Annotated in this window: 13 protein-coding genes; 12 read left to right on the forward strand and 1 reads right to left on the reverse strand. The window is 38.8% G+C overall.

The features are described 5' to 3' along the window. Nucleotides 1–158 precede the first annotated feature (158 nt). The 3 genes from AAOP42_RS12255 (at nucleotide 159) to AAOP42_RS12265 (ending at nucleotide 3,761) form a co-directional block, all read left to right on the forward strand. A complete protein-coding gene (locus AAOP42_RS12255) occupies nucleotides 159–1,232 on the forward strand; it encodes an alkaline phosphatase family protein (protein WP_349528812.1) in 1,074 nt (357 codons plus the stop codon). 44 nt (nucleotides 1,233–1,276) lie between these two features. After that, nucleotides 1,277–2,965, forward strand: a complete 1,689-nt coding sequence (locus AAOP42_RS12260; RefSeq protein WP_349528813.1) for an alkaline phosphatase family protein — start codon at nucleotides 1,277–1,279, stop codon at nucleotides 2,963–2,965. A 403-nt stretch (nucleotides 2,966–3,368) separates the two neighbouring features. Beyond that, nucleotides 3,369–3,761, forward strand: coding sequence for a hypothetical protein (locus AAOP42_RS12265; RefSeq protein WP_349528814.1), 393 nt, complete (start codon nucleotides 3,369–3,371; stop codon nucleotides 3,759–3,761). A 240-nt stretch (nucleotides 3,762–4,001) separates the two neighbouring features. Here AAOP42_RS12265 and pbfA (AAOP42_RS12270) read toward each other — a convergent pair whose 3' ends face one another. Continuing rightward, a complete protein-coding gene (pbfA, locus tag AAOP42_RS12270) occupies nucleotides 4,002–5,351 on the reverse strand; it encodes a (R)-1-hydroxy-2-aminoethylphosphonate ammonia-lyase (protein WP_349528815.1) in 1,350 nt (449 codons plus the stop codon). A 178-nt stretch (nucleotides 5,352–5,529) separates the two neighbouring features. Here pbfA (AAOP42_RS12270) and pbfA (AAOP42_RS12275) point away from each other — a divergent pair, with 178 nt between their 5' ends. The 9 genes from pbfA (AAOP42_RS12275) (at nucleotide 5,530) to AAOP42_RS12315 (ending at nucleotide 20,671) form a co-directional block, all read left to right on the forward strand. Further along, nucleotides 5,530–6,882 carry a (R)-1-hydroxy-2-aminoethylphosphonate ammonia-lyase gene (gene pbfA, locus AAOP42_RS12275; protein ID WP_349528816.1) on the forward strand — a complete coding sequence of 451 codons (1,353 nt, stop codon included), beginning with the start codon at nucleotides 5,530–5,532 and terminating at the stop codon, nucleotides 6,880–6,882. An 80-nt stretch (nucleotides 6,883–6,962) separates the two neighbouring features. Next, the gene (locus AAOP42_RS12280) at nucleotides 6,963–8,036 is read left to right on the forward strand and encodes a zinc-binding dehydrogenase (protein WP_349528817.1); all 1,074 of its coding nucleotides are present in this window, start codon (nucleotides 6,963–6,965) and stop codon (nucleotides 8,034–8,036) included. A 7-nt stretch (nucleotides 8,037–8,043) separates the two neighbouring features. Beyond that, nucleotides 8,044–9,291: an MFS transporter gene (locus AAOP42_RS12285; protein ID WP_349528818.1), complete on the forward strand. Its 1,248-nt coding sequence runs from the start codon at nucleotides 8,044–8,046 to the stop codon at nucleotides 9,289–9,291. Nucleotides 9,292–9,504: 213 nt separating this feature from the next. Beyond that, the gene (locus tag AAOP42_RS12290) at nucleotides 9,505–10,077 is read left to right on the forward strand and encodes an RNA polymerase sigma factor (protein ID WP_349528819.1); all 573 of its coding nucleotides are present in this window, start codon (nucleotides 9,505–9,507) and stop codon (nucleotides 10,075–10,077) included. A 419-nt stretch (nucleotides 10,078–10,496) separates the two neighbouring features. After that, nucleotides 10,497–11,540: a FecR family protein gene (locus AAOP42_RS12295; protein ID WP_349528820.1), complete on the forward strand. Its 1,044-nt coding sequence runs from the start codon at nucleotides 10,497–10,499 to the stop codon at nucleotides 11,538–11,540. Between the two features lie 152 nt (nucleotides 11,541–11,692). After that, nucleotides 11,693–15,292, forward strand: coding sequence for a SusC/RagA family TonB-linked outer membrane protein (locus AAOP42_RS12300; protein WP_349528821.1), 3,600 nt, complete (start codon nucleotides 11,693–11,695; stop codon nucleotides 15,290–15,292). Nucleotides 15,293–15,304: 12 nt separating this feature from the next. Beyond that, nucleotides 15,305–16,825 (forward strand): SusD/RagB family nutrient-binding outer membrane lipoprotein, encoded by a 1,521-nt coding sequence (locus tag AAOP42_RS12305; RefSeq protein ID WP_349528822.1) that lies wholly within the window; start codon nucleotides 15,305–15,307, stop codon nucleotides 16,823–16,825. An 18-nt stretch (nucleotides 16,826–16,843) separates the two neighbouring features. Further along, nucleotides 16,844–20,143, forward strand: a complete 3,300-nt coding sequence (locus tag AAOP42_RS12310) for a LamG-like jellyroll fold domain-containing protein (RefSeq protein ID WP_349528823.1) — start codon at nucleotides 16,844–16,846, stop codon at nucleotides 20,141–20,143. A 39-nt stretch (nucleotides 20,144–20,182) separates the two neighbouring features. Continuing rightward, nucleotides 20,183–20,671 (forward strand): hypothetical protein, encoded by a 489-nt coding sequence (locus AAOP42_RS12315; protein ID WP_349528824.1) that lies wholly within the window; start codon nucleotides 20,183–20,185, stop codon nucleotides 20,669–20,671. The last annotated feature ends 121 nt before the right edge of the window (nucleotides 20,672–20,792 follow it).

The following is a 20,792-nucleotide window of genomic DNA, read 5'->3' on the forward strand; positions in this document are numbered from 1 at the left end:
TATTTACATATATTCAAAAAATGTAGATAAATATGAAAAATGGTACAGTATTGGTTAGTAAAAGTGATATCATTTTTAAGTTGAAATGTGGCTTTTATTGGGAAGATGCAATACAGGGTATGGAGGTTATATTTATTAAGAAAACAAATATTTTGACAATGAAGAAAATACTCTTGGTTGTGGGATTACTGATCAGTACGATTGGTTTCGCACAAAAAACAGAAAACGTAATATTGATTACACTTGATGGCCTTAGGTGGCAGGAAGTGTTCACAGGTGCAGATTCATTGCTTGTTGATGATTCTGGATATGTTGAAAACCCTGACGAACTTGTTGCTGAGTTTTGGGATACTGATCCTGCAAAGCGACGAGAAATGTTGATGCCTTTCTTCTGGAGTACAGTGGCTGAGAAGGGTCAGTTGTATGGAAATAGAAAATATGGTAATAAGGTAGATTGCTCCAATAAAATGTGGTTTTCTTATCCAGGGTATAGTGAAATACTTTGCGGATATCCGGATGATGTAAATATTACAAGTAACAGCAAAATCAACAATCCTAATGTCACATTTTTGGAATATTTGAACAATACAAAAAACTACAAAGGTAAAGTTTCTGCATTTGGTTCTTGGGACGTATTTCCGTATATCATCAATGAAGAAAGAAGTGGGATATATGTAAATGCAGGGTTTAAGAAAGCAAAGAAAGATTTGACAGAAAGAGAGCTGTTTTTAAATAAAATACAAGATGAAATCAGAGGGCCATGGGGTGGCGTAAGATTGGATGTTTTTACCCATCACTATGCTATGGAAGAATTGAAAAAGAACAAACCCAGGGTGTTGTATATTTCTTATGGCGAAACGGATGATTATGCACACGACGGTGAATATGATCAATATTTGAAATCTGCTCATCAGACAGATGCCTACATCAAAGAAATGTGGGAATACCTGCAATCGGACGAGCAGTATAAAAACAAAACAACATTAGTGGTAACTACAGATCATGGAAGGGGAACTCAGCCAAAATCGACCTGGAAGCATCATGGAGATGAAATAGAAGGAGCTGGTCAAATCTGGGTTGCTGTGATCGGGCCTGATTCTCCATCTTTGGGTGAATTGAAGTCAGATGGACAGGTGTACCAAAATCAAGTAGCTGCTACTGTGGTGTCTGTTCTGGGAGAAAAATACAATCAACCGAAAGCAGGAAAACCTATTTCAGGTGCTATTAAATAGCAATACGTTTTTACAAATGATTTTCAAAATAGATACAAAATAGAATGTTTAGAATAAAGCAAAAAGCGGCTCTCTTTGGGGCAATATGTTTGATGATTTTTGCATGTAGCCCTGTTCAAAATCAGTCATCAGGTCTAAGGGGAAAAAGGGTAATAGTAATAGGTGTAGATGCTATGAGTCCTGACGGAATTAACAACGCTTCTACACCAGTTATGGACATGATGATGAGGGAGGGTGCATATACGTTGAATGGCAGGGGAGTACTGCCTACATCGAGTAGTACCAATTGGAAATCTATGGTTTCCGGTACAGGTCCCGAACATCATGGGGTCACTTCCAACAATTGGGAAAAAGACGACTTTACTTTACCTCCTGTAAATACTGGAACAGAAGATTTTCAGCCTACTATATTTGGGATTGCCAGACAGCAAAGGCCTGAATTGAAAATTGGTGCTGCATACAACTGGAGAGGATTTGGGAGGCTGATTGAACGAAGTGCGTTAGACTATGATATATATGAGGCTACTGGGAAAGAGGAGATCGATGAGAATGAAACTACCCAACTGGCAGTGGATTACATCAAAAATGAAAAACCGGATTTTTTGTTTGTGCATTTAGACCATGTAGATCATGCAGGGCATCATGACGGGCACAAAACGGCTGAATTTTATGAAGCGGTATCAAAAGCTGACAAATTGATTGGGCAAATTGTTCAAGCTACTAAAGATGCAGGTGTTTTTGACGAAACCATTTTTATAGTATCGGCTGATCATGGCGGTATAGGATATGGTCATGGAGGTGAAACCCTCGATGAAATTGAAATACCATTTATACTATACGGAAATGGTATCAAGAAAAACTACCTGATCAAACATCAGGTAATGACGTATGATAATGCAGCTACAGTGGCTTATATCTTAGGAGTTAAGCCTCCATATACTTGGATTGGAAGACCTGTGAAGAGTGCATTTGTAGGTGAGCCAGAACCAGATATGGGAGATAAGAAACCTTTGATTGCATCGCCGGTAATCTATCCTAAACCTGAGCTGTTTGATCCGGCTGGTGGGCTTTATGTTGACAAGGACGCTACTGTAAAAATAGAGAGTAAAGTAAAAGGTGCAGAAATAAGGTACACGTTGAATGGCAGCACACCAACCAGTCAATCTAACTTGTACTCAAAAGAATTTAAACTTGATAAAAGTGCTGTGGTACTGGCCAAAGCTTTTTACACCGGTACTGACGGGTCACAAGAAAGCAATGCGACCAAAGCGTATTTCAGGGTGGTGAAAAGCGGAGGTAAGAATGGTGTCAACTACAGCTACTATGAAGGCAGTGGTTGGTCATTTATACCAGTGATTTCGAGTTTGAAAGCCAAAAAATCAGGTAAGAAATTTGAATTTAGAATTGATGACATCAATGACAGAGGAGACCAGTTTGTAATCAGATTTGTATCTTATATCCAAATCGATAAGGATGGGTCTTATAAATTTTACACCAACTCTGATGATGGCAGTAAGTTGTACATTAACGATGAACTTGTTGTTGACAATGACGGAGACCATGGTACTATTGAAAGAGCAGGAAGTATCGATTTGAAGAAAGGACTTCATAAAATTACGGTTGATTATTTGAATGCAGGAGGTGGCGCATGGCTCGATGCTTTTTACAAAGGACCTGGTATTCCAAAGCAAATTATTCCTGCTGATAAATTGTTTTTGAAAGCTTCAAAATAAGAAGTATTGCTTCAAAAAAGAGGTGGTTGTCTTTTGTCTTTTAGTTGAAACATAGAAAAACTGGGGCATGAGATTTCTGCCTCCGCAGAAATGACGAAAACCGATTATGAGTGCGTCATACCTGCGGAGGCAGGTATCCCATAAAGAAAGAATAGCCTCTTTTTATAAGTCGTATTGACAATTAAAGCTAAGTTTCAAAGAGGTTGAAAAGTGGCACTCCAAATTTCCCCTTTCCCCGCTCAAAAAAGTATCTTTGGTGTGTTCTATTGCTCACGATCTGTGAGGACAGTTGGAAGTGGTACTATTGGAATGGGTTACTCATTACGCCGAAATGGCCAAATGCGTGCCTGTGAGAGTGATTAATTAATTTAAGTTTGAGGCTAGACGAGAAATTGACTAAAATATGACAAGAAAAATTATTATTGCTTTATTGTTGGTTTCATCCTTTGTTTCATTGATGTATGAAATTTTGGATAAATCTTATCTTTATAGTTATTCTAGGTTTTTTGGCTTGTTTTCTACTATACTTATTTTAGTAATATGGAAATTGAAAGTTGAGTTGCTTAATTATGTAATTTTTATTTCTCTTTCTCTGGGAGCTTTTAGTTTATTGACTTTTCTTCCATATAATTTAGTTTATGGGTTTGAAGGATCATTTGGATTTTTGAATGGAGAAGTTGAGATTCAAATATTACCATGTATTCTACTTGTTTCAATGATTGTAGCGGAGAGGAAGTCGATTAGCATTAAATTAAATAAAAATATCGACTTGTTGAAAAAGTGGTATAATAATTAACGGTTTGCCCCCCCCAAAGCACGTGTTTAGCCATTTCGACGTAACACGCAAGACGGATTAGAATTAATTCGAACCAACAAAACACTCTTTATGAGATTTCTGCCTCCGCAGAAATGACGAAAACCGATTGTGAGTGCGTCATACCTGCGGAGGCAGGTATCCCATAAAGAAAGAATAGCGTCCTTTTTGTAAGCCGAGGGGAAAATTAAAACGTATGACTTCAACTCGGCTTGAAAACCACTACCCGATTTTCTCCAAAGCATTTTTTAAAGAATCAATAACCAAATCACAATCGTCTTTTGTGATCACCAATGATGGCCTCATGGTGATAATATTCCCTTCTATGATTTTAAAGGCCACTCCCTGTTCCAGGCAGTCGTACATGATTTGTTCGGCTTCTTCTACGGCTCTTTCTTTGGTTTTCCTGTCCTTTACTAGATCAACCCCAATGTGAAAACCCTTTCCTGCTATATTTCCAATCAATGGATAAATTTCCTTTAACTCCTGAAGTCTGTCCATCAGATAGTCACCTAATGTTTCGGCATTCTGTACCAATTGATGTTTTTCAATGTATTCTATTTCGGCAAGACCAGCTACAGAGCACAACGGATTTTTTTCATGCGTAAAATGCCCAATAGATCTATGTTGCAATACGTTGTATTTCTCTTTGGTGGCAATGCCTGCAAATGGTACCAGGCCACCTCCCAATGATTTCCCCATGACCAACACATCAGGAGTGACAAAATGCTCTGAGGCAAACATTTTTCCTGTTCTTCCAAAACCTTCAATGATCTCATCGAAAATTAGTAGGATGTTGTATTGTTCGCATAGGTGTTGAATTTCTTGCCAATATTCGCCTGAAGGCACTACAGGAGTGGCTGAAATAGGCTCGGCTATTATGGTAGCAACATCAGGGTTTCGGTGTAAGATGTTTTTTATTTGTCTTATGTATTCTTGATTGGCAGCTTCTTGATCTGTGAATCCCCATGGGTTTCTGTAGTAATTGGGAAACTCAACATGAAATGCCCCTGGCACCATTGGTCCTTGCCCAACGGTAAAATGCTCCTCTCCTCCAACACTGGATGCTTGGAACCCAGTGCCATGGTAAGAGTCCCAGTAGGAAATGGTTTTCCATTTGCCAGTAACTTGCTTGGCGAGCATGACAGCCATCTCTATGGCTTCAGATCCTCCCGGACAAAACAATACCCTGTCCAATCCTTCAGGAGTGATTTCGGTTATCTTTTTAGCGAGTTTAATGGCAGGGATGTTCGTGTACCTTCTAGGCGTGAAAGCAAGGCTCATGTCTAATTGCGCTTTGACAGCATCAATAATATCTGGGTTGCTGAAACCGGCATTGTGTACCCCATTGCCATGTAAATCCAAGTATTTTTTACCATTTAAATCAACTATGTAAGCACCTTCGGTTTTAGACAGAACGTTCATTACAGGAGTTGACAAAGCTTGATGAAGAAAATATTTGGCATCTTCTTCAATCCAATTTTTGGTTTCCTGATCTAAGTTCTCATGGTATTTCTTTCTATTTTCCGTAGAATTGTTATCTCCTTGTTCTTTAGATATTAGCTTTTTCATCTTTTATAATGGTTATGGCTTTATACTCTTATTGTCATTTTTTTATGAGGGTAAAAATATAATATTAGTCAAATATATAGGCAATTATATTTAACATTTGTAAAATTACAGTTTAGATTTGTTTGATAAAATACAGATTATATAGCGTAATTTGAGGTAATAAAAATAGTGTTTAAGGATGGATAAAGACAAACTAAGATCGGAAGGTGATATCAATATAACTGGGAGCCGGCTTGACTACTGGGAATCAAATATTGATGAAGAGACCAACAAATTGTTGGAGATGGATAATAAGTACTTTCTGCACCAGTCTCTTTCTACTCCATGTCTCAATGTAATGGAATCTTGCAAAGGATCAATGATTACCGACACGCAAGGCAGAACCTACCTCGATTTTCATGGCAACAATGTACATCAGGTAGGCTTTGGGAATGAGGCAGTGATCAAAGCCATTACCAAGCAAATGGAAGAACTCCCGTTTTGCACCAGAAGATACACCAATAAGCCAGCCATTGAGTTGGCCAAAAAATTAACGGAATTAGCTCCCGGAGATCTTAACAGGGTATTGTTTGCTCCAAGTGGTTCGATAGCTATAGGTATGGCTTTGAAACTCGCTCGATTCAAAACAGGCAGGTTTAAGACCATTTCCATGTGGGATTCTTTTCATGGAGCTTCATTGGATGCGATATCGGTAGGAGGAGAAGCTGTTTTCAGGAGTGAGATAGGGCCTCTTTTGCCCGGTACTGAGCATGTACCGCCACCGGATGCACAAAACTGCCCATGGGATTGTGCCGGAGAGTGTAAGTTGAAATGTGCCGATTATATAGAATATGTCTTAGAGAAAGAAGGCGATGTGGGTGCCGTGATAGCAGAAACAGTACGGTCAACCCCATTTATTCCGCCAAAGGAATATTGGCAAAAAGTGAGAGCAGCCTGTGACCGTCACGGCGCACTTTTGATATTGGATGAAATACCCCATTGCCTGGGGCGTACAGGTGCAATGTTTACCGTAGAAAACTATGGAATTGTTCCTGATATGCTGGTCATAGGAAAAGGATTAGGTGGTGGTATCTTCCCATTGGCAGCACTCATAGCCAGAGAAGACCTCAATGTGATGCAAGACAGAGCATTGGGTCATTATACTCATGAAAAAAGTCCGGTGGCTTGTGCAGCTGCACTGGCTGCAATAAAATACGTAGAGGATGAGAACATTATTGATCATGTAAAAAAAATAGGTGAGTATGCTTTGGAAGGGTTGAAAAAACTGAAAAGTAAGTACAAGCTGATAAAAGATGTAAGGGGAATTGGTCTGTTGATAGGAGTGGAATTGTCTGATATGAACGGGAAAAAGGCTGTGGATGAAGCAGAAAAAATGATGTATATGGCACTGGAAAGGGGAATGAATTTTAAGTTGACTATGGGAAATATCCTTACACTTAGTCCTGCTCTGACCATTAGTTTTGAAGAAATGGATCAGGCTCTGAATATTTTGGACAGTTGCTTTGAAGAAATTTCTGAAAAGAGAGCGTAATTCTTATTTATCAAAAAGATAACATTAAAGTCACTTGTAAAAATATTCAACTTCCTATTCTTGTAAAATAAATAGACCTGATGCCTGAACAAAACTCTATTTCTGCCCATTTCCAACTCTTCGAAAAAACCGGTGAACCCTTTTTATTTGAAAACAAAGAATTTCGACAAAAATTAGAACCGGGAGAAGTACTGGTCAAAATTTTATTGTCAACAATTTGTGGGTCAGACTTACATACGATTGAAGGCAAAAGAAAGGAAGATACCCCCTGCATATTGGGACATGAAGCGGTAGGTGAAATTATCGCTGTTAATTCACGAGATGGTTTTGAGATAGGAGATCGTGTGACCTGGACAATAGCAGACAGTTGTGGCAAGTGCCCTGCATGTACCGAATACGGACTTCCTGAAAAATGCAGCGAACTGTTTAAATACGGGCATGCTTCCATACACAAAGGAAGTGGATTGAATGGATGTTATGCTACACATATTCATATTAGAAGGGGTACACATCTGGTGAAAGTACCGGATGTGGTCAGCAATCAGGCCGTGGCTTCTGCAAATTGTGCATTGGCTACTATGGTCAACGCTATCTCTAAAGTGTCTAAACAACCTAAAAGAGTGGTCATACAAGGTGGGGGGGTGTTGGGAATATATGCCTGTGCTCTTTTGAAAGAAATGGGAGTTCCACAGATTTTTTGTCTGGAAGTAAAAGAAGAACGTTTTGAGCTCATAGAGCAATTTGGTGCCATAGCTGTAGATGCCAGAGAAGCAGAGAAAGCAACTCAATATATTTTGGATCAGGTTGGTGATGGAGTTGATGCCGTTTTCGAAGTAGCTGGCATCAGGCAATTGATCCCGCAAGGTCTGGCATTGCTTCGTCCCGGTGGAGATTATATTTTGGTAGGCTTGGTACATCCGGACTCTGAATTGGGTATTACTGCAGAGCAAATCATAAGAAAATGCATTACAATAACAGGAGTGCATAATTATGCTCCATGGCATTTGGATGAATCGGTTGCATTTTTAGAACGAAACCATAACAATTTCCCATTTGATGCTTTAGTGAGTCCGCCTTATAAATTGGAAAAACTAAGTCAGGCTGTACATGAAGCCCAACAGCAAAAGTGGGCTCGGGTATCTGTAAAGCCATAAGATTTTGATGGATAAATTACATACACAAGGTTTAGATTTTAGAAAAGCCCAGTGGCAGATGCTCTTTGCTGTTATGTTTTGTTACCTGTTTTTCTATACAGGCAGGCAAAATTTTGGTTGGGCAATTATGGGAATCAGTGAAGAATTCAATGTCACCAAGCAAGACATAGGTTGGGCAGGTGCTGGTATGCTTTGGGCGTATGGTATTGGTCAATTCATTAATGGAAATCTGGCAGATAAGTTTGGTGCCCGGCGCATGATGGTTTTGGGCGGAGTGTTGTCATTCGTAATGAACTGGGCAACCAGCCTGGCAACCAGTTATATCATGGTGCTGATTTTTTGGACATTGAATGGTTTTTGTCAATCTCTTGGGTGGGCTCCAGGAAGTAAGCTGGTGGCCAACTGGTGGGGAGGTAGTGAAAGAGGCAAAGCCTTTGGATTTTATGTATTTGCAGCAGGTTGTTCATCTATATTGATTTATTTGTTGTCAATAGTAATGTTGGATGTCTATGATTTGGATTGGAGGTGGATTTTTAGAATTCCTGTATTGCTACTCTTGTTGGGATGTACAGTTTTTTATCTGGTAGTAAGAGATAAACCCCAAGACCGTGGATTTCCACCATTACCGGAAGACAATTCCGTTGATTCAAACAAATCAAAAGAGGAAGGTTTTTTTCAGCGTTATATAAAAGTACTTAGAAACAAGAAATTTATTTTGGCCTGTCTTTCAATAGGTTTTCAAAATATGGCACGCTATGGGCTTTTGGTTTGGGTGCCGCTTTATTATTTAGGAACAAAAATCAACCAATCTTCTAATGTCTGGATTGCTTTGGCCCTACCGATCGGGATGGCACTTGGTACCATATTTTTCGGACAACTGTCAGATCGGTTTTTCAAATCAAACAGATCCAAACCAATAGCCATATCTATGGCTTTGGCAGGACTCACGGTATTGTTGGTTTATGTTATTCCCAAGGACAATGTAATGGGTGGATTGATATTGATGTTTTTTGCAGGCTTTTTAGTGTATGGTCCTCAGTCTTGTTACTGGCCATTAAGTCCTGATTTGTTAGGAATTAAACGTTCAGGTACAGGTGTGGGAGTTATGAATACATTCGCTTATGCCTTTGCCGGAGCTGGAGAGCCATTCATTGGCTATATGGCAGATACCACAGGGCAGGAAAACATTGTTTTCATGGTGACAGCCATTGTCTGTTTTTTGAGTGCTACGATCATATTATTTGTAAGACGTTGATTCTAATCTGGTTGAAGTCTTCTGAGTTTACTATTGTACTTTTTACTAATGTGGGAATAGTATTTATATAAAAATCATTTAAATTGGGAGGAAAAATTGGAATGACTAAAACTTAAACTTTACTTAAAGTTCTCGTAAACTCTTTGAGTGTTATAAAAATTAACTTTACATAAACACTTTAAAAAAAACACGATTAAAAAAAGTAATAGCAGAATGCAAAAAACCTTGATGTCATCGAATAGCAATGGAGAATATGCAGGGATTGTTGAAAAAATAAAGCAAGACGATCTTAAGGCATTTGGTGAACTCTATGATGGGTTTTATAGCAGAGTGATGGGGTTTGCATTTAAGTTTTTGAAATCCAGAGAATTGGCAGAAGAAGTTGTCCACGATGCTTTTATGAAAGTATGGGAACACCGAAAAAAACTGGATTCTAATTTATCCATCAATGCTTTTTTGTTTAAGATCACACATAACCTGATGCTTAATTCTCTTCGGGTGAAGGTAGAGCAACCTAAATATTTTCAAACCATTCAGGAATCCGATGTTGTTTCTAACAAAACGGAAATTGACGTGCATTTAAATGAAATTGAGATGAGCCTGACAGGTGCTATAGAAGCATTGCCAGTGAAACGCAGACAAATCTTCATGTTAAGTAAGTTGGAAGGATATTCCAATAAGGAGATTGCCGATGAACTAAACATTTCTACAAATACTGTTGCAGGCCAATTAAGAAAAGCCACTAAAACCCTAAAGGCTACTATAAAGTTTGCTGCAACTATATAGAGTCGTCTATAAAGTACGATCCACGCTTTACTATATTGGTAAAGCTGTTTAAAACAGTAAGCTTTAAGAATCCTGAAAGGCTTCTCAAAGCACATTATAGACAGACTTTATATAGCAATCTCAGTATCATTTTAAGTAACAAATAATTAAGGTAAGTTTAGTCAATATCAACTAAAGTTGATATTTTTTTTCAATTCCATCTATCTGAAAATAAGTTGGTTATAATTATTTTATGAAAAATATAATTCATAGATAACCATTTCTTTCCTTTTTTGTGTACTACCCATAAGGCATGTAATACACGAACATTAAAATATGATAATATGCAAGGGTTTAGTAGAATTTGGTTGCTTCAACTTCAACATGTACACCTTGCTTTTGGATTGATTGGAATCAATTCAAAATAGACTCCAAATATTATGGATAAAGAGATAATAGATAAATTTTTAAGAAACGAATGCACTCAGGAAGAAGAGCAGATGGTATATGAATACCTCTTAAATTCTGATGATGAGGAAAGTATTCTGATGATTTCACAAAGTGTTTGGAATAATCCGGAAGAATCTGCTGAAATAGCAGGTAGTAAAACACGCCTGTTTCAAGAGATCGTAGATGATATTAGAAATGAACGGGAAGTGCCAGTTGTTTCAATTAATCAAAATGTAGAATCAGTTAAATCTCCTGAAAAGAGAGTCAGAGTAAGTAAAAAATGGTTAAGTGTTGCTGCAGTGGTGTTGATAGCCTTAGGTATTTCATATACACTTTTTGACTTAAATCCACCTGTAGAAGTTCCTGTAGCAGCTACATCGAATATAGAAAAAGTCAACTCTTCAGGACATAGATCTAAAATTGTGATGAGAGATGGGACAAAAATATTTTTGAACGCTGAAAGTAAAATCAGCTATTCGGACGAAAAATATGGTGTGGAACTCAGAGAAATTTATTTGGAAGGAGAGGCTTATTTTGAAGTAGCTAAAAATGCTGATATACCTTTCATAGTAAAGACCAAAAAGTTATCGACTACCGCTCTTGGTACCGCTTTTAATGTCAGGGCATTCAATGATGAGAATAGTTCACAAGTATCTCTTGCAGAAGGAAAAGTAAAAGTTTCGAGGATAGACGGTGATACACCAAATTCAGATGAAAATATTTTCCTGATGCCGGATGAGGAAATTCAATTGAATGAAGATAATTTGATCAAAAGAAAATTCGATACTGACAGAGTATTGTCATGGAAAGACGGCATCATCTACTTTAAAGAAACCGGTTTCACTGATGCAGTAAGGGTTCTTGAAAGATGGTACAATGTCAAATTTGAAATAAACAACATCAAAGACATTTCCAGCCTAAAAGGTACAGGAACATTTAAAAATGAAAGCCTGGAAAATGTATTGAAAGCACTGAGTTACTCACTTCAATTTAAATATACTATAGATGATAATACTGTAAACATAAATTTCTAATTAATGATACATAAAAGAAAAAATACCGAATAATAAAAAACCCCGAATATAAGATATCCGGGGCTGAGACTATTCCTGAACGTACATCCGTCAAAATGAGAGTTCGGGAATATTGAATTGCAAAACTTTGTTTCACAAAACCTTACAAAGGTATGAAAATTAAACTTGTACGATTAATAACTATGGCCATAAAACTATCAACTTATGGTTTGATGATCCAGGTGTTCTTTTTGAGCATGGTTTATGCCAACGACATAAACGCCCAATATAGCAGCGCTCAGGAGACGATGATCAACGTTACCGTTGAAGACAACTCTATCTTGGAGACTTTCGAGATAATTGAAACCAAAACCAATTTTAAGTTTTATTATAAAAAGGGTGTTTTGGATAAAGATGTCAGAATGACTCTGGATGAGTCAGGTTCAAGGAAAGTTTCCGATATTTTATTGGAAATCTCGAAAAGAGCCAAGCTTAAATTCAAACAAATTAATAATGTAATTGCGGTTTCTAAGATGGAACCATCTGACTCGGCAGATGATGCTGACAGATTAAAAATAATAGTAAAAGCTGATATCGAAATATCAGGAACTATTACTGACGCAGACAATGGAGATACATTGCCTGGAGCTACTGTGCAGGTCAAGGGCACACAAATTGGTACTGTATCTGACATCAATGGCAATTTCAAATTGAGTGTACCGGATGATGCCCTCACCCTTGTAGTGAGCTATATAGGTTATGATGAAACTGAAATAGCCATTGCAGGAAATACAGGTCAGGTTTTCAATATTAAACTCAATGCTTCAGCTGAGTCTTTGGATGAAGTAGTGGTTACGGCACTAGGTATCGAAAGAGAAAAACAATCTCTTGGTTATGCTGTTCAGGAAATTGATGGCGACAATTTAAATCAGGCAAGGGAAAGTAATTTTACAAATGGTTTGTCAGGTAAGGTTGCCGGATTAAATGTACAATCAAATGCTGGTGTGGGGAGTTCTACTCGCCTTATCCTTAGAGGTGAATCTTCTTTGGGGATCAATGGTAACCAACCATTATTTGTGGTTGATGGTGTACCTATTAGTAATGAAATCAGCAATTACACCTCAGCAGATTATGGAAATGCAGCTTCGGAAATCAATCCGGCGGATGTGGAAAGTGTCAATGTCTTGAAAGGGCCGGGTGCAGCTGCACTGTATGGTTCCAGGGCCGCTAATGGTGTTATTGTAATCACTACCAAGTCAGGTAAGAAAAATAGAGGAATTGGGGTTTCAGTAAATACTTCTTTTACTTCAGAAGATGTGTTGAGGCTTCCTAAGTTCCAGAATGAATTTGGTGGAGGTAACAACGGATTGTTTGAAGGTTCCAATTTTGGGTATTCTGCTGGGATTTATCCCAATGGAGTACAAGATGGATATGACGAAAGTTGGGGCCCTAGGTTAGATTTTGGACCAAATCGTGCCCAATTCAACTCACCAACTACAGGAGGTTACCGAGGTGGAGATGTGCATTTGAGTGATCGTGGGCATGTAATTCCTACACCATGGGTATCTCAACCTAATAATGTAAATGACTTTTTTGAAACAGGGAATACAGTATTTACCAACGTAGCTGTTACGGGAGGTAGTGATGGTGGGTCTTTCAGAGCATCTTATACCCGTACTGATCAAAAAGGCATAGTTCCCAACAATGATTTACAAAGAAATACTTTCGCAATTAACACCAGCTATAAGCTTACCGATAAGTTTACAGCGGCAGTTAAGATGAGTTACATCAAGACAGAAAGTACCAACCGGCCGGATCAGGGGTACGGTAGAAATACTCCAATGTATTTTATATTGTGGATGACTCGTCAGACAAATATGAATAGCCTGAGAGACTACTGGCAGCCGGGATTAGAAGGTGTACAACAGTTTCAGTACAACTATGGAGAAAACCATAACAATCCTTTCTTCTATCAGTATGAAAATACAAGTGCACAAAACAAAGACAGGGTACTCGGAAATGTTTCGTTGACTTATGACTTTACAGATAATTTAAGTCTGACAGTACGTACGGGTACAGATTTTTACAACGACAATAGACCGACCAGAAATGCCGTAAGTACAGTCAATGTACCAGATGGTTCATATCGTGAGGTAAACATCTTTTTTGAAGAGAGAAATACAGACATGTTATTGTCTTATGATTTCAAGGCAGTGGGTGATTTTGGGATTAAAATATCCGCAGGGGCTAATAGAATGGAACAAAAGGGAAATTCTACTAATAGTTTTGCTCCATCACTTCTTTCTCCCGGTATTTATAGCTTAAGCAATGCAGGATCGGCTTTGGTAGTTGGTCAATCAAGGTTTAAGAAAAAAATAAATAGTGTGTATGGTTTGGCACAGTTTGATTATCAAAACAAGTTATTTATGGATGTCACCGCCAGAAACGACTGGTCAAGTACATTGCCAGCAGGAAACAATTCTTATTTTTATCCTTCGGTTTCTACTAGTGCTTTGTTCAATGAAATATTTGAATTGCCATCCTTCATCAATTTGGTTAAGTTGCGTGCAGGATGGGCTGAAGTAGGAAAAGACACAGGGCCTTATCAGTTGTATAACGCATACAATACACAGAATCCATTTGGAAGCACACCTGTTTTATCAGAAACCTCAGGACTTAAAAACCCGGGACTCAAACCGGAATCAATTAATACCTATGAGTTAGGGTTGGAGTTGTCATTTCTTGAGGATAGAGTCGGCTTAGATTTTACCTATTATGACATTCGCTCTCGTGACCAGGTAATTAATATTCCTTTATCCAGTACATCCGGTTATAGTTCCAGAGCAATCAACGCCGGGGAAATTAAAAACCAGGGTATTGAGGTAATGTTGAGAGGAACACCGCTTAAGTTGGCCAATGGGTTTAAATGGAATATAAATGTGAATTTTGCCAGAAACAGGAGTTCTGTGGTTGAGTTGACAGAAGGGATCAGTGCCATTGTTCAATCTGCTCCGGGTGAGGATGCTACTTTGGAAGCAAGAATTGGTGAAAGAATGGGTGCACTTTATGGTCCTGGCTTTGAAAGGGTTCAAAGTGGCCCTATGAAGGGTGAAATCATTATTTCTTCCAATGGCGACCCCCTTAAGACAACCAGCCCTATTTATTTAGGAAATTTCAATTCTGACTGGACTGCAGGTATTACCAATGAGTTCACTTACAAAGGCTTTTATGCCAGAGCATTATTTGATATTCGTCAGGGAGGAATATTTATTTCCAGATTTTACAACAAAGCAATGGGAGCTGGCCAGTTGGAAGAAACTGCTATCGAAAGAGGTGCAAGAGCTCCGGGTACAGAATACGATGGTTTATATTATCACGCAGGTGCTGCAGACAATGGAGATGGTACTTACAGTCAAAACCTTATAAGTACTGATGGTACAGCCAGTGAAGGAATATATGGTACAACTGCCAGAAACTTCTACAAAAGATACCATGACCACAATTCAGAATCTCAGGTATTCGATGCTTCTTATGTTAAGTTGAGAGAAGTAGCCATTGGCTACAACTTGCCAAATAGCCTGATGGGTAATTTGCCCTTTAGAGATGTCCGAATTTCCATATCAGGGAGAAATCTGAAACTTTGGACGGATAACCCTCATATTGATCCGGAAGGAGCTGTAGCAACTACAGGTGGAGGGTTGATTCCCGGATTTGAAAACATGAGTTTGCCATCTACCAGGAGTTGGGGTGTGAATATCAATTTTAGGCTTTAAAAGATACCAATCATGAAAAAAGTAATAAATAAATCAATATTTGTTCTGTTGGTATTTCAACTAGTATCAACAAGTTGTACCGATGGATTTGAAGAGATAAATACCAATCCAAATCAAACGGAAGTAGTGACTAATCCCGGACTATTGTTGCCCGGTGTGATTAGGAGTAGTATGGATGATTATTTCACAGGCTCTTGGAGACGGGGAAATGTAGTTGCTGATTATATGGCAAATCAATTCGTTAGCGCATTTGATTGGACACCAAATGAAGCAACAGAATATTTTCTTTGGTCATTCTATGATAGACTTAGAGACCTGCAAGGTGTAGCTGATATTGCTGAAACCCAGGGGTTGAAAAACTTTCAGGGTGTAGCATTGGTTTTAAAATCGTTTTTCTTTCAGAACCTGACGGATATTTATGGTGATGTACCTTATTCTGAAGCTGTAAAAGCAAAAAGTGAAGGGATCAACTATCCGAAATACGATACTCAGGAAGCAATATATGCTGGTATCTTGAGTGATTTGGAGTTGGCAAATACCTTGCTTTCTACAAGTAATGGGGCGATTACCGGAGATATCCTGTTCAATGGTGATGTCACTAAATGGAAAAAGTTTGCCAATTCCTTGAGATTAAGGTGTTTGTTGAGAATTTCTGACAGAAAAGATCCTTCATCAGCAATGCAACAAATAGTAGGCGATCCGGTAACCTATCCGATTTTTGAGGACAATGACGATCAGGCTGCTTTACAATACCTGAATGAATTAGGAAATGAGTATCCGAGGTTTAGGTCTGCAGTGGGTCAATATGTTACATCTACACATGCTTCTAAAACCATGGTTGATCTCCTCACAGCTATGGACGATCCAAGATTGTATGTATTTGCTCTCCCTACTGCAAGCACAGCAGGAAGTGCTAATCCGGAGTATGTAGGAGTACCAAATGGCATTGCTGATGAAAGTTTATATAATGGTGGCGAAGCAAATCAATCCATAGCGGGATTGTTGTGGGCTCCTTATGATTACGACCCTGATCTTGCTTCTCCTACTGCAGCACAAAGCCTTATGATGACATATGCTGAATTACAGTTGATCTTGGCTGAAGCTGCAGAAAGAGGATTTATCACCGGAGATGCCGAAGCATATTATATCAGTGGTATTCAGGCGCATTTTGACTATTATGCGAGTAGAATTCCGGATAACTTCACATTCCCTACTGTAGCAGATGTTCAACCTGACCCTTCTTACTTTACACAGGCTGATGTAGTATATAGTGGTACTCAGGAGGAGAAACTGGAGAAAATAGCACTTCAGAAATGGTTGGCATTGTTTAACAACGGTTATGAAGGCTGGTTTGAATGGAGAAGAACAGGTGTGCCGAATATTGTACCCGGGCCGGCAAGTCTTGGATTCGTACCTGTGAGACATTTATATCCGCTTACTGAGCAAGGGCTGAACAAAGCCAATTATGATGCAGCAGTCGCAAGACAAGGTGCAGATAATACTCAGACCAAGGTTTGGTGGGACGTAGATTAATCATTAAAATTTTGAATTATGAAAAATAAAATATTTATAGTTGGTAGCATTATTATGCTACTGACACAGATAAGTTTTGCTCAGGCTCCTATTGTCTATCTTCCTTTAGATAGTGATTTGAACGATGAAAGTGGTAATGATCTCCATGCAACCAACGGAGGAACTGCAGATGCCGAATTTGTGAATGATGGAGAAAGAGGAAGTGTGGCTTTCTTTCCTAAGGCATCTCATGCGCAATTGCCACTAGACCCAAAGCTTGATTTTGGCACGTCTGATTTTTCTTTTGCTTTTTGGGTAAAAATAGATAATGCTACCCTTGATACTGAGAGTGATCCTGCAATCATCAGTAACAAAGATTGGGGAGACGGAACCAATACAGGGTTTGTTCTGGCTTTGGATGGAGCAGGTGTTGTAGGAGAACATCAGTGGACGGTAAATGTTGCGGATGATGATGCATTAAATGACAGATTGGATTGGGATGCTGATGACAATGCCACTCCTAATTTGGTTGACAATACCTGGCATTTTGTAGCAGTCGTTTTTGATAGAAGTGGTGCAAATATGATGAATGTTTATTTTGATGGAGAGTTGAAACAAACGGATGCGGCGCAGGATTCTAAGGACTTGTCTTTGCTTCCTGGTAATTTGTCAGATCCTACTTTGCCTTTTACTATTATGAATGATGGTACAGGTAATTACAATCAATCCCGTGATTTCGAAGCATCTTTAGATGATATCTTGATATACGACAGGGTGATTACTGCCGATGAAGTGGCGGATTTACATGCTAATGGTTATTCCATAGATCCAGCATTGGGAGCATCTGTTTACCTGCCATTTGATAGTGATTTGAATGATGTTAGTGGTAATGATCTTCATGCAACCAATGGGGGAACTGCCGATGCTGAGTTTGTGAGTGATGCAGTAAGAGGAGATGTAGCTTTCTTTCCAAAGGCATCCCATGCGCAATTGCCACTAGACCCAAAGCTTGATTTTGGCACGTCTGATTTTTCTTTTGCTTTTTGGGTGAAAATAGATAATGCTACCCTTGATACTGAGAGTGATCCTGCAATCATCAGTAACAAAGATTGGGGTAGTGGGGAAAATACTGGTTTTGTGTTGGCTTTGGATGGAGCAGGTGTTGTTGGTAAGCACCAATGGACGGTAAATGTTGCGGATGATGATGCTTTAAATGACAGATTGGATTGGGATGCTGATGACAATGCCACTCCTAATTTGGTTGACAATACCTGGCATTTTGTAGCAGTGGTTTTTGATAGGAGTGGTTCAAATACAATGAATGTTTATTTTGATGGAGAATTAAAACAAACGGATGCGGCGCAGGATTCTAAGGACTTGTCTTTGCTTCCTGGTAATTTGTCAGATCCTACTTTGCCTTTTACCATTATGAATGATGCAACAGGCGCATACAATCAATCCCGTGACTTTGAGGCATGGATAGACGACTTACGCATTTGGTCTGGTAAGGCACTTAGTGCCACTGAGGTAATGGATACATATAATTTTGTAGCAGATGATGGAGGAATTGATATGGTATTTGGTGCTGATGTCTATCTCCCTTTGGATGAAAACTTAAATGATGAAAGTGGAAACGACTTGCATGCCATCAATGGTGGAACACAAGATGTTGTTTTTGTCAATGATACTGAACGTGGTTTAGTGGCTGATTTTCCATTGGCATCACATGCTAAACTTCCACTCGATGACAAATTGGATTTTGGAGTAGAAGATTTTTCTTTTGCTTTTTGGGTAAAAGTTGATGCTGCTACTTTGGCAACTGCTAGTGATCCTGCGATCATCAGTAACAAAGATTGGGGTGGTGGAGAAAATACAGGTTTTGTCGTTGCATTGGATGGAGCAGGAGTTGTAGGAGAACATCAGTGGACGGTAAATGTTGCAGATGATGATGCCTTAAATGACAGGTTGGATTGGGATGCAGACGACAATGATACGCCTAACTTGGTGGATAATGCCTGGCATTTTATAGCAGTTGTTTTTGATAGAAGTGGTGCAAATATGATGAATGTTTATTTTGATGGTAAGTTGAAACAAAGTGACCCTGATCAGGATTCAAAAGATTTATCATTGTTGCCAGGAAATCTCTCAGATCCTACTTTACCTTTTACTATCATGAATGATGCCACTGGTGCTTACAATCAATCTCGTGATTTTTCTGCCAGGCTTGATGATGTTAGAATCTGGAAAGGAAAGGCTCTTACTGCCACTGAAGTGCTTGAAATTTATAGCCCTTATGATAAGAGCTATGAAGCGAGTGTATTCTTGCCATTTAATAATAATTTAGAGGACTTCAGTGGTAATGAATTGAATGCAACAGATGTAGGTGTGGTTTCTACAGAATTTGTAGTAGATGCTGAAAGGGGTGACGTGGCTTTCTTTCCAAAAACAGCATTTGCTCAGCTTCCCTTAGATCCAAAATTGGAATTTGGTACTGATGATTTTTCAGTTGCTTTTTGGGTGAAAATAGATGATGCAACTCTTGATACTGATAGTGATCCTGCAATAATGGGAAACAAAAATTGGGATGGAGGAAGCAATCCGGGATTTGTGATTGCCTTGGACGGTGCTACTATAGCTGGGAGTAACCGTTGGACAGTAAATGCGGCAGATGATCATGCCAATAATGCAAGGAATGATTGGGAATCAAAAGATAATGGTGATACAGAACTGGTGGATAATACCTGGCATTTTGTAGCCGTTTCGTTTGACCGGGATGCTACATTGAATGTTTATTTTGATGGGGAATTGAAACAAATTGACCAGACTGACAGATCAAAGAACCTTACGATTTTGCCGGGTAATATTCATGATCCTAATTTACATTTTAATATTATGCAAGATGGTTCTGGCATTTATAATGATCCTCGTGAGTTTGCAGCATGGCTGGATAATGTGCGTATCTGGAACAGGGTCATTACACCTACAGAAGTGATGACTATTTTCACACAAGATACAGGAAACGGAGCTACAGTAAACGAAGGGTCAGAAGTAATTGTATTGAATATAGAAGAATTAGAAAAACAACCATTTAGTGTATATCCTAATCCTATTAGAAATGGATGGTCCAGATTCAATTTTAGTTTGGATCAACCTTCACAAGTGAACCTTGTAATTTACAATCAATCAGGGATGGTTGTGGAAAACCGTGTGAATGAGAATTTACCTTCAGGAAACCATACCATCGAATGGAATGCTTCCGGCAATCAGTCTGGTATGTATTACTACAGATTGCAGGGGGCTAATATTCAGCAGTCTGGTAAGATTATTCTTGTCAGATAATTGGCGGTTGTTTATTTAATTAATTTAAATTTCGAAGAAATGAAAAACTTAAAAATTATATTTCAATTGATCATGCTGGTATGCATTTCGGCACTTACCGGATGTGGAGAGGATGTTGATGATGGGAAAATAGAGATTACACTGGTAGATTCTCAATTGGCAGCAGTAGCTATGAGAGGCACCTGGGGGCAGGCATCTAATGCTGTACTACCCGCAGGCACTACTGAAGGTGTGCTGGATAAACTTTCATTGAGGTTTACCATTACCGATGATTATGAGCCAGATACATTTGTAGCATCAGGAGAGGTTGCCATGGACTATTTGTTCAAGCCCGGGAGTGGCACATGGAAATGGGTCGATGGATCAACTACTCAGATAGAGCTGGTGGGTGTTTCACCTGTTACACTAATTAATGTAGCAGAAGATGGCCAAAGTTTCAGGTTGACTTTTACTTACAATGGTGAAGAAGAAGGTAGAACGTCTGGAATCGGTGAGTACAGCGTAACGTTGACTAAAATTGCACCTTAACTTATTGATTTTTAAAGGTAATCTTAATAGATAGCAAAATTCTCCTGTTCACTTGCTCTTTAAATAACAGAGCTTAGAGACAGGAGAATTTTTGTTTAAGTTCAGTAGTTGACTCTGTTAC

The organism is Reichenbachiella sp. MALMAid0571 (assembly GCF_040151475.1).
GTDB lineage: Bacteria > Bacteroidota > Bacteroidia > Cytophagales > Cyclobacteriaceae > CAXBNB01.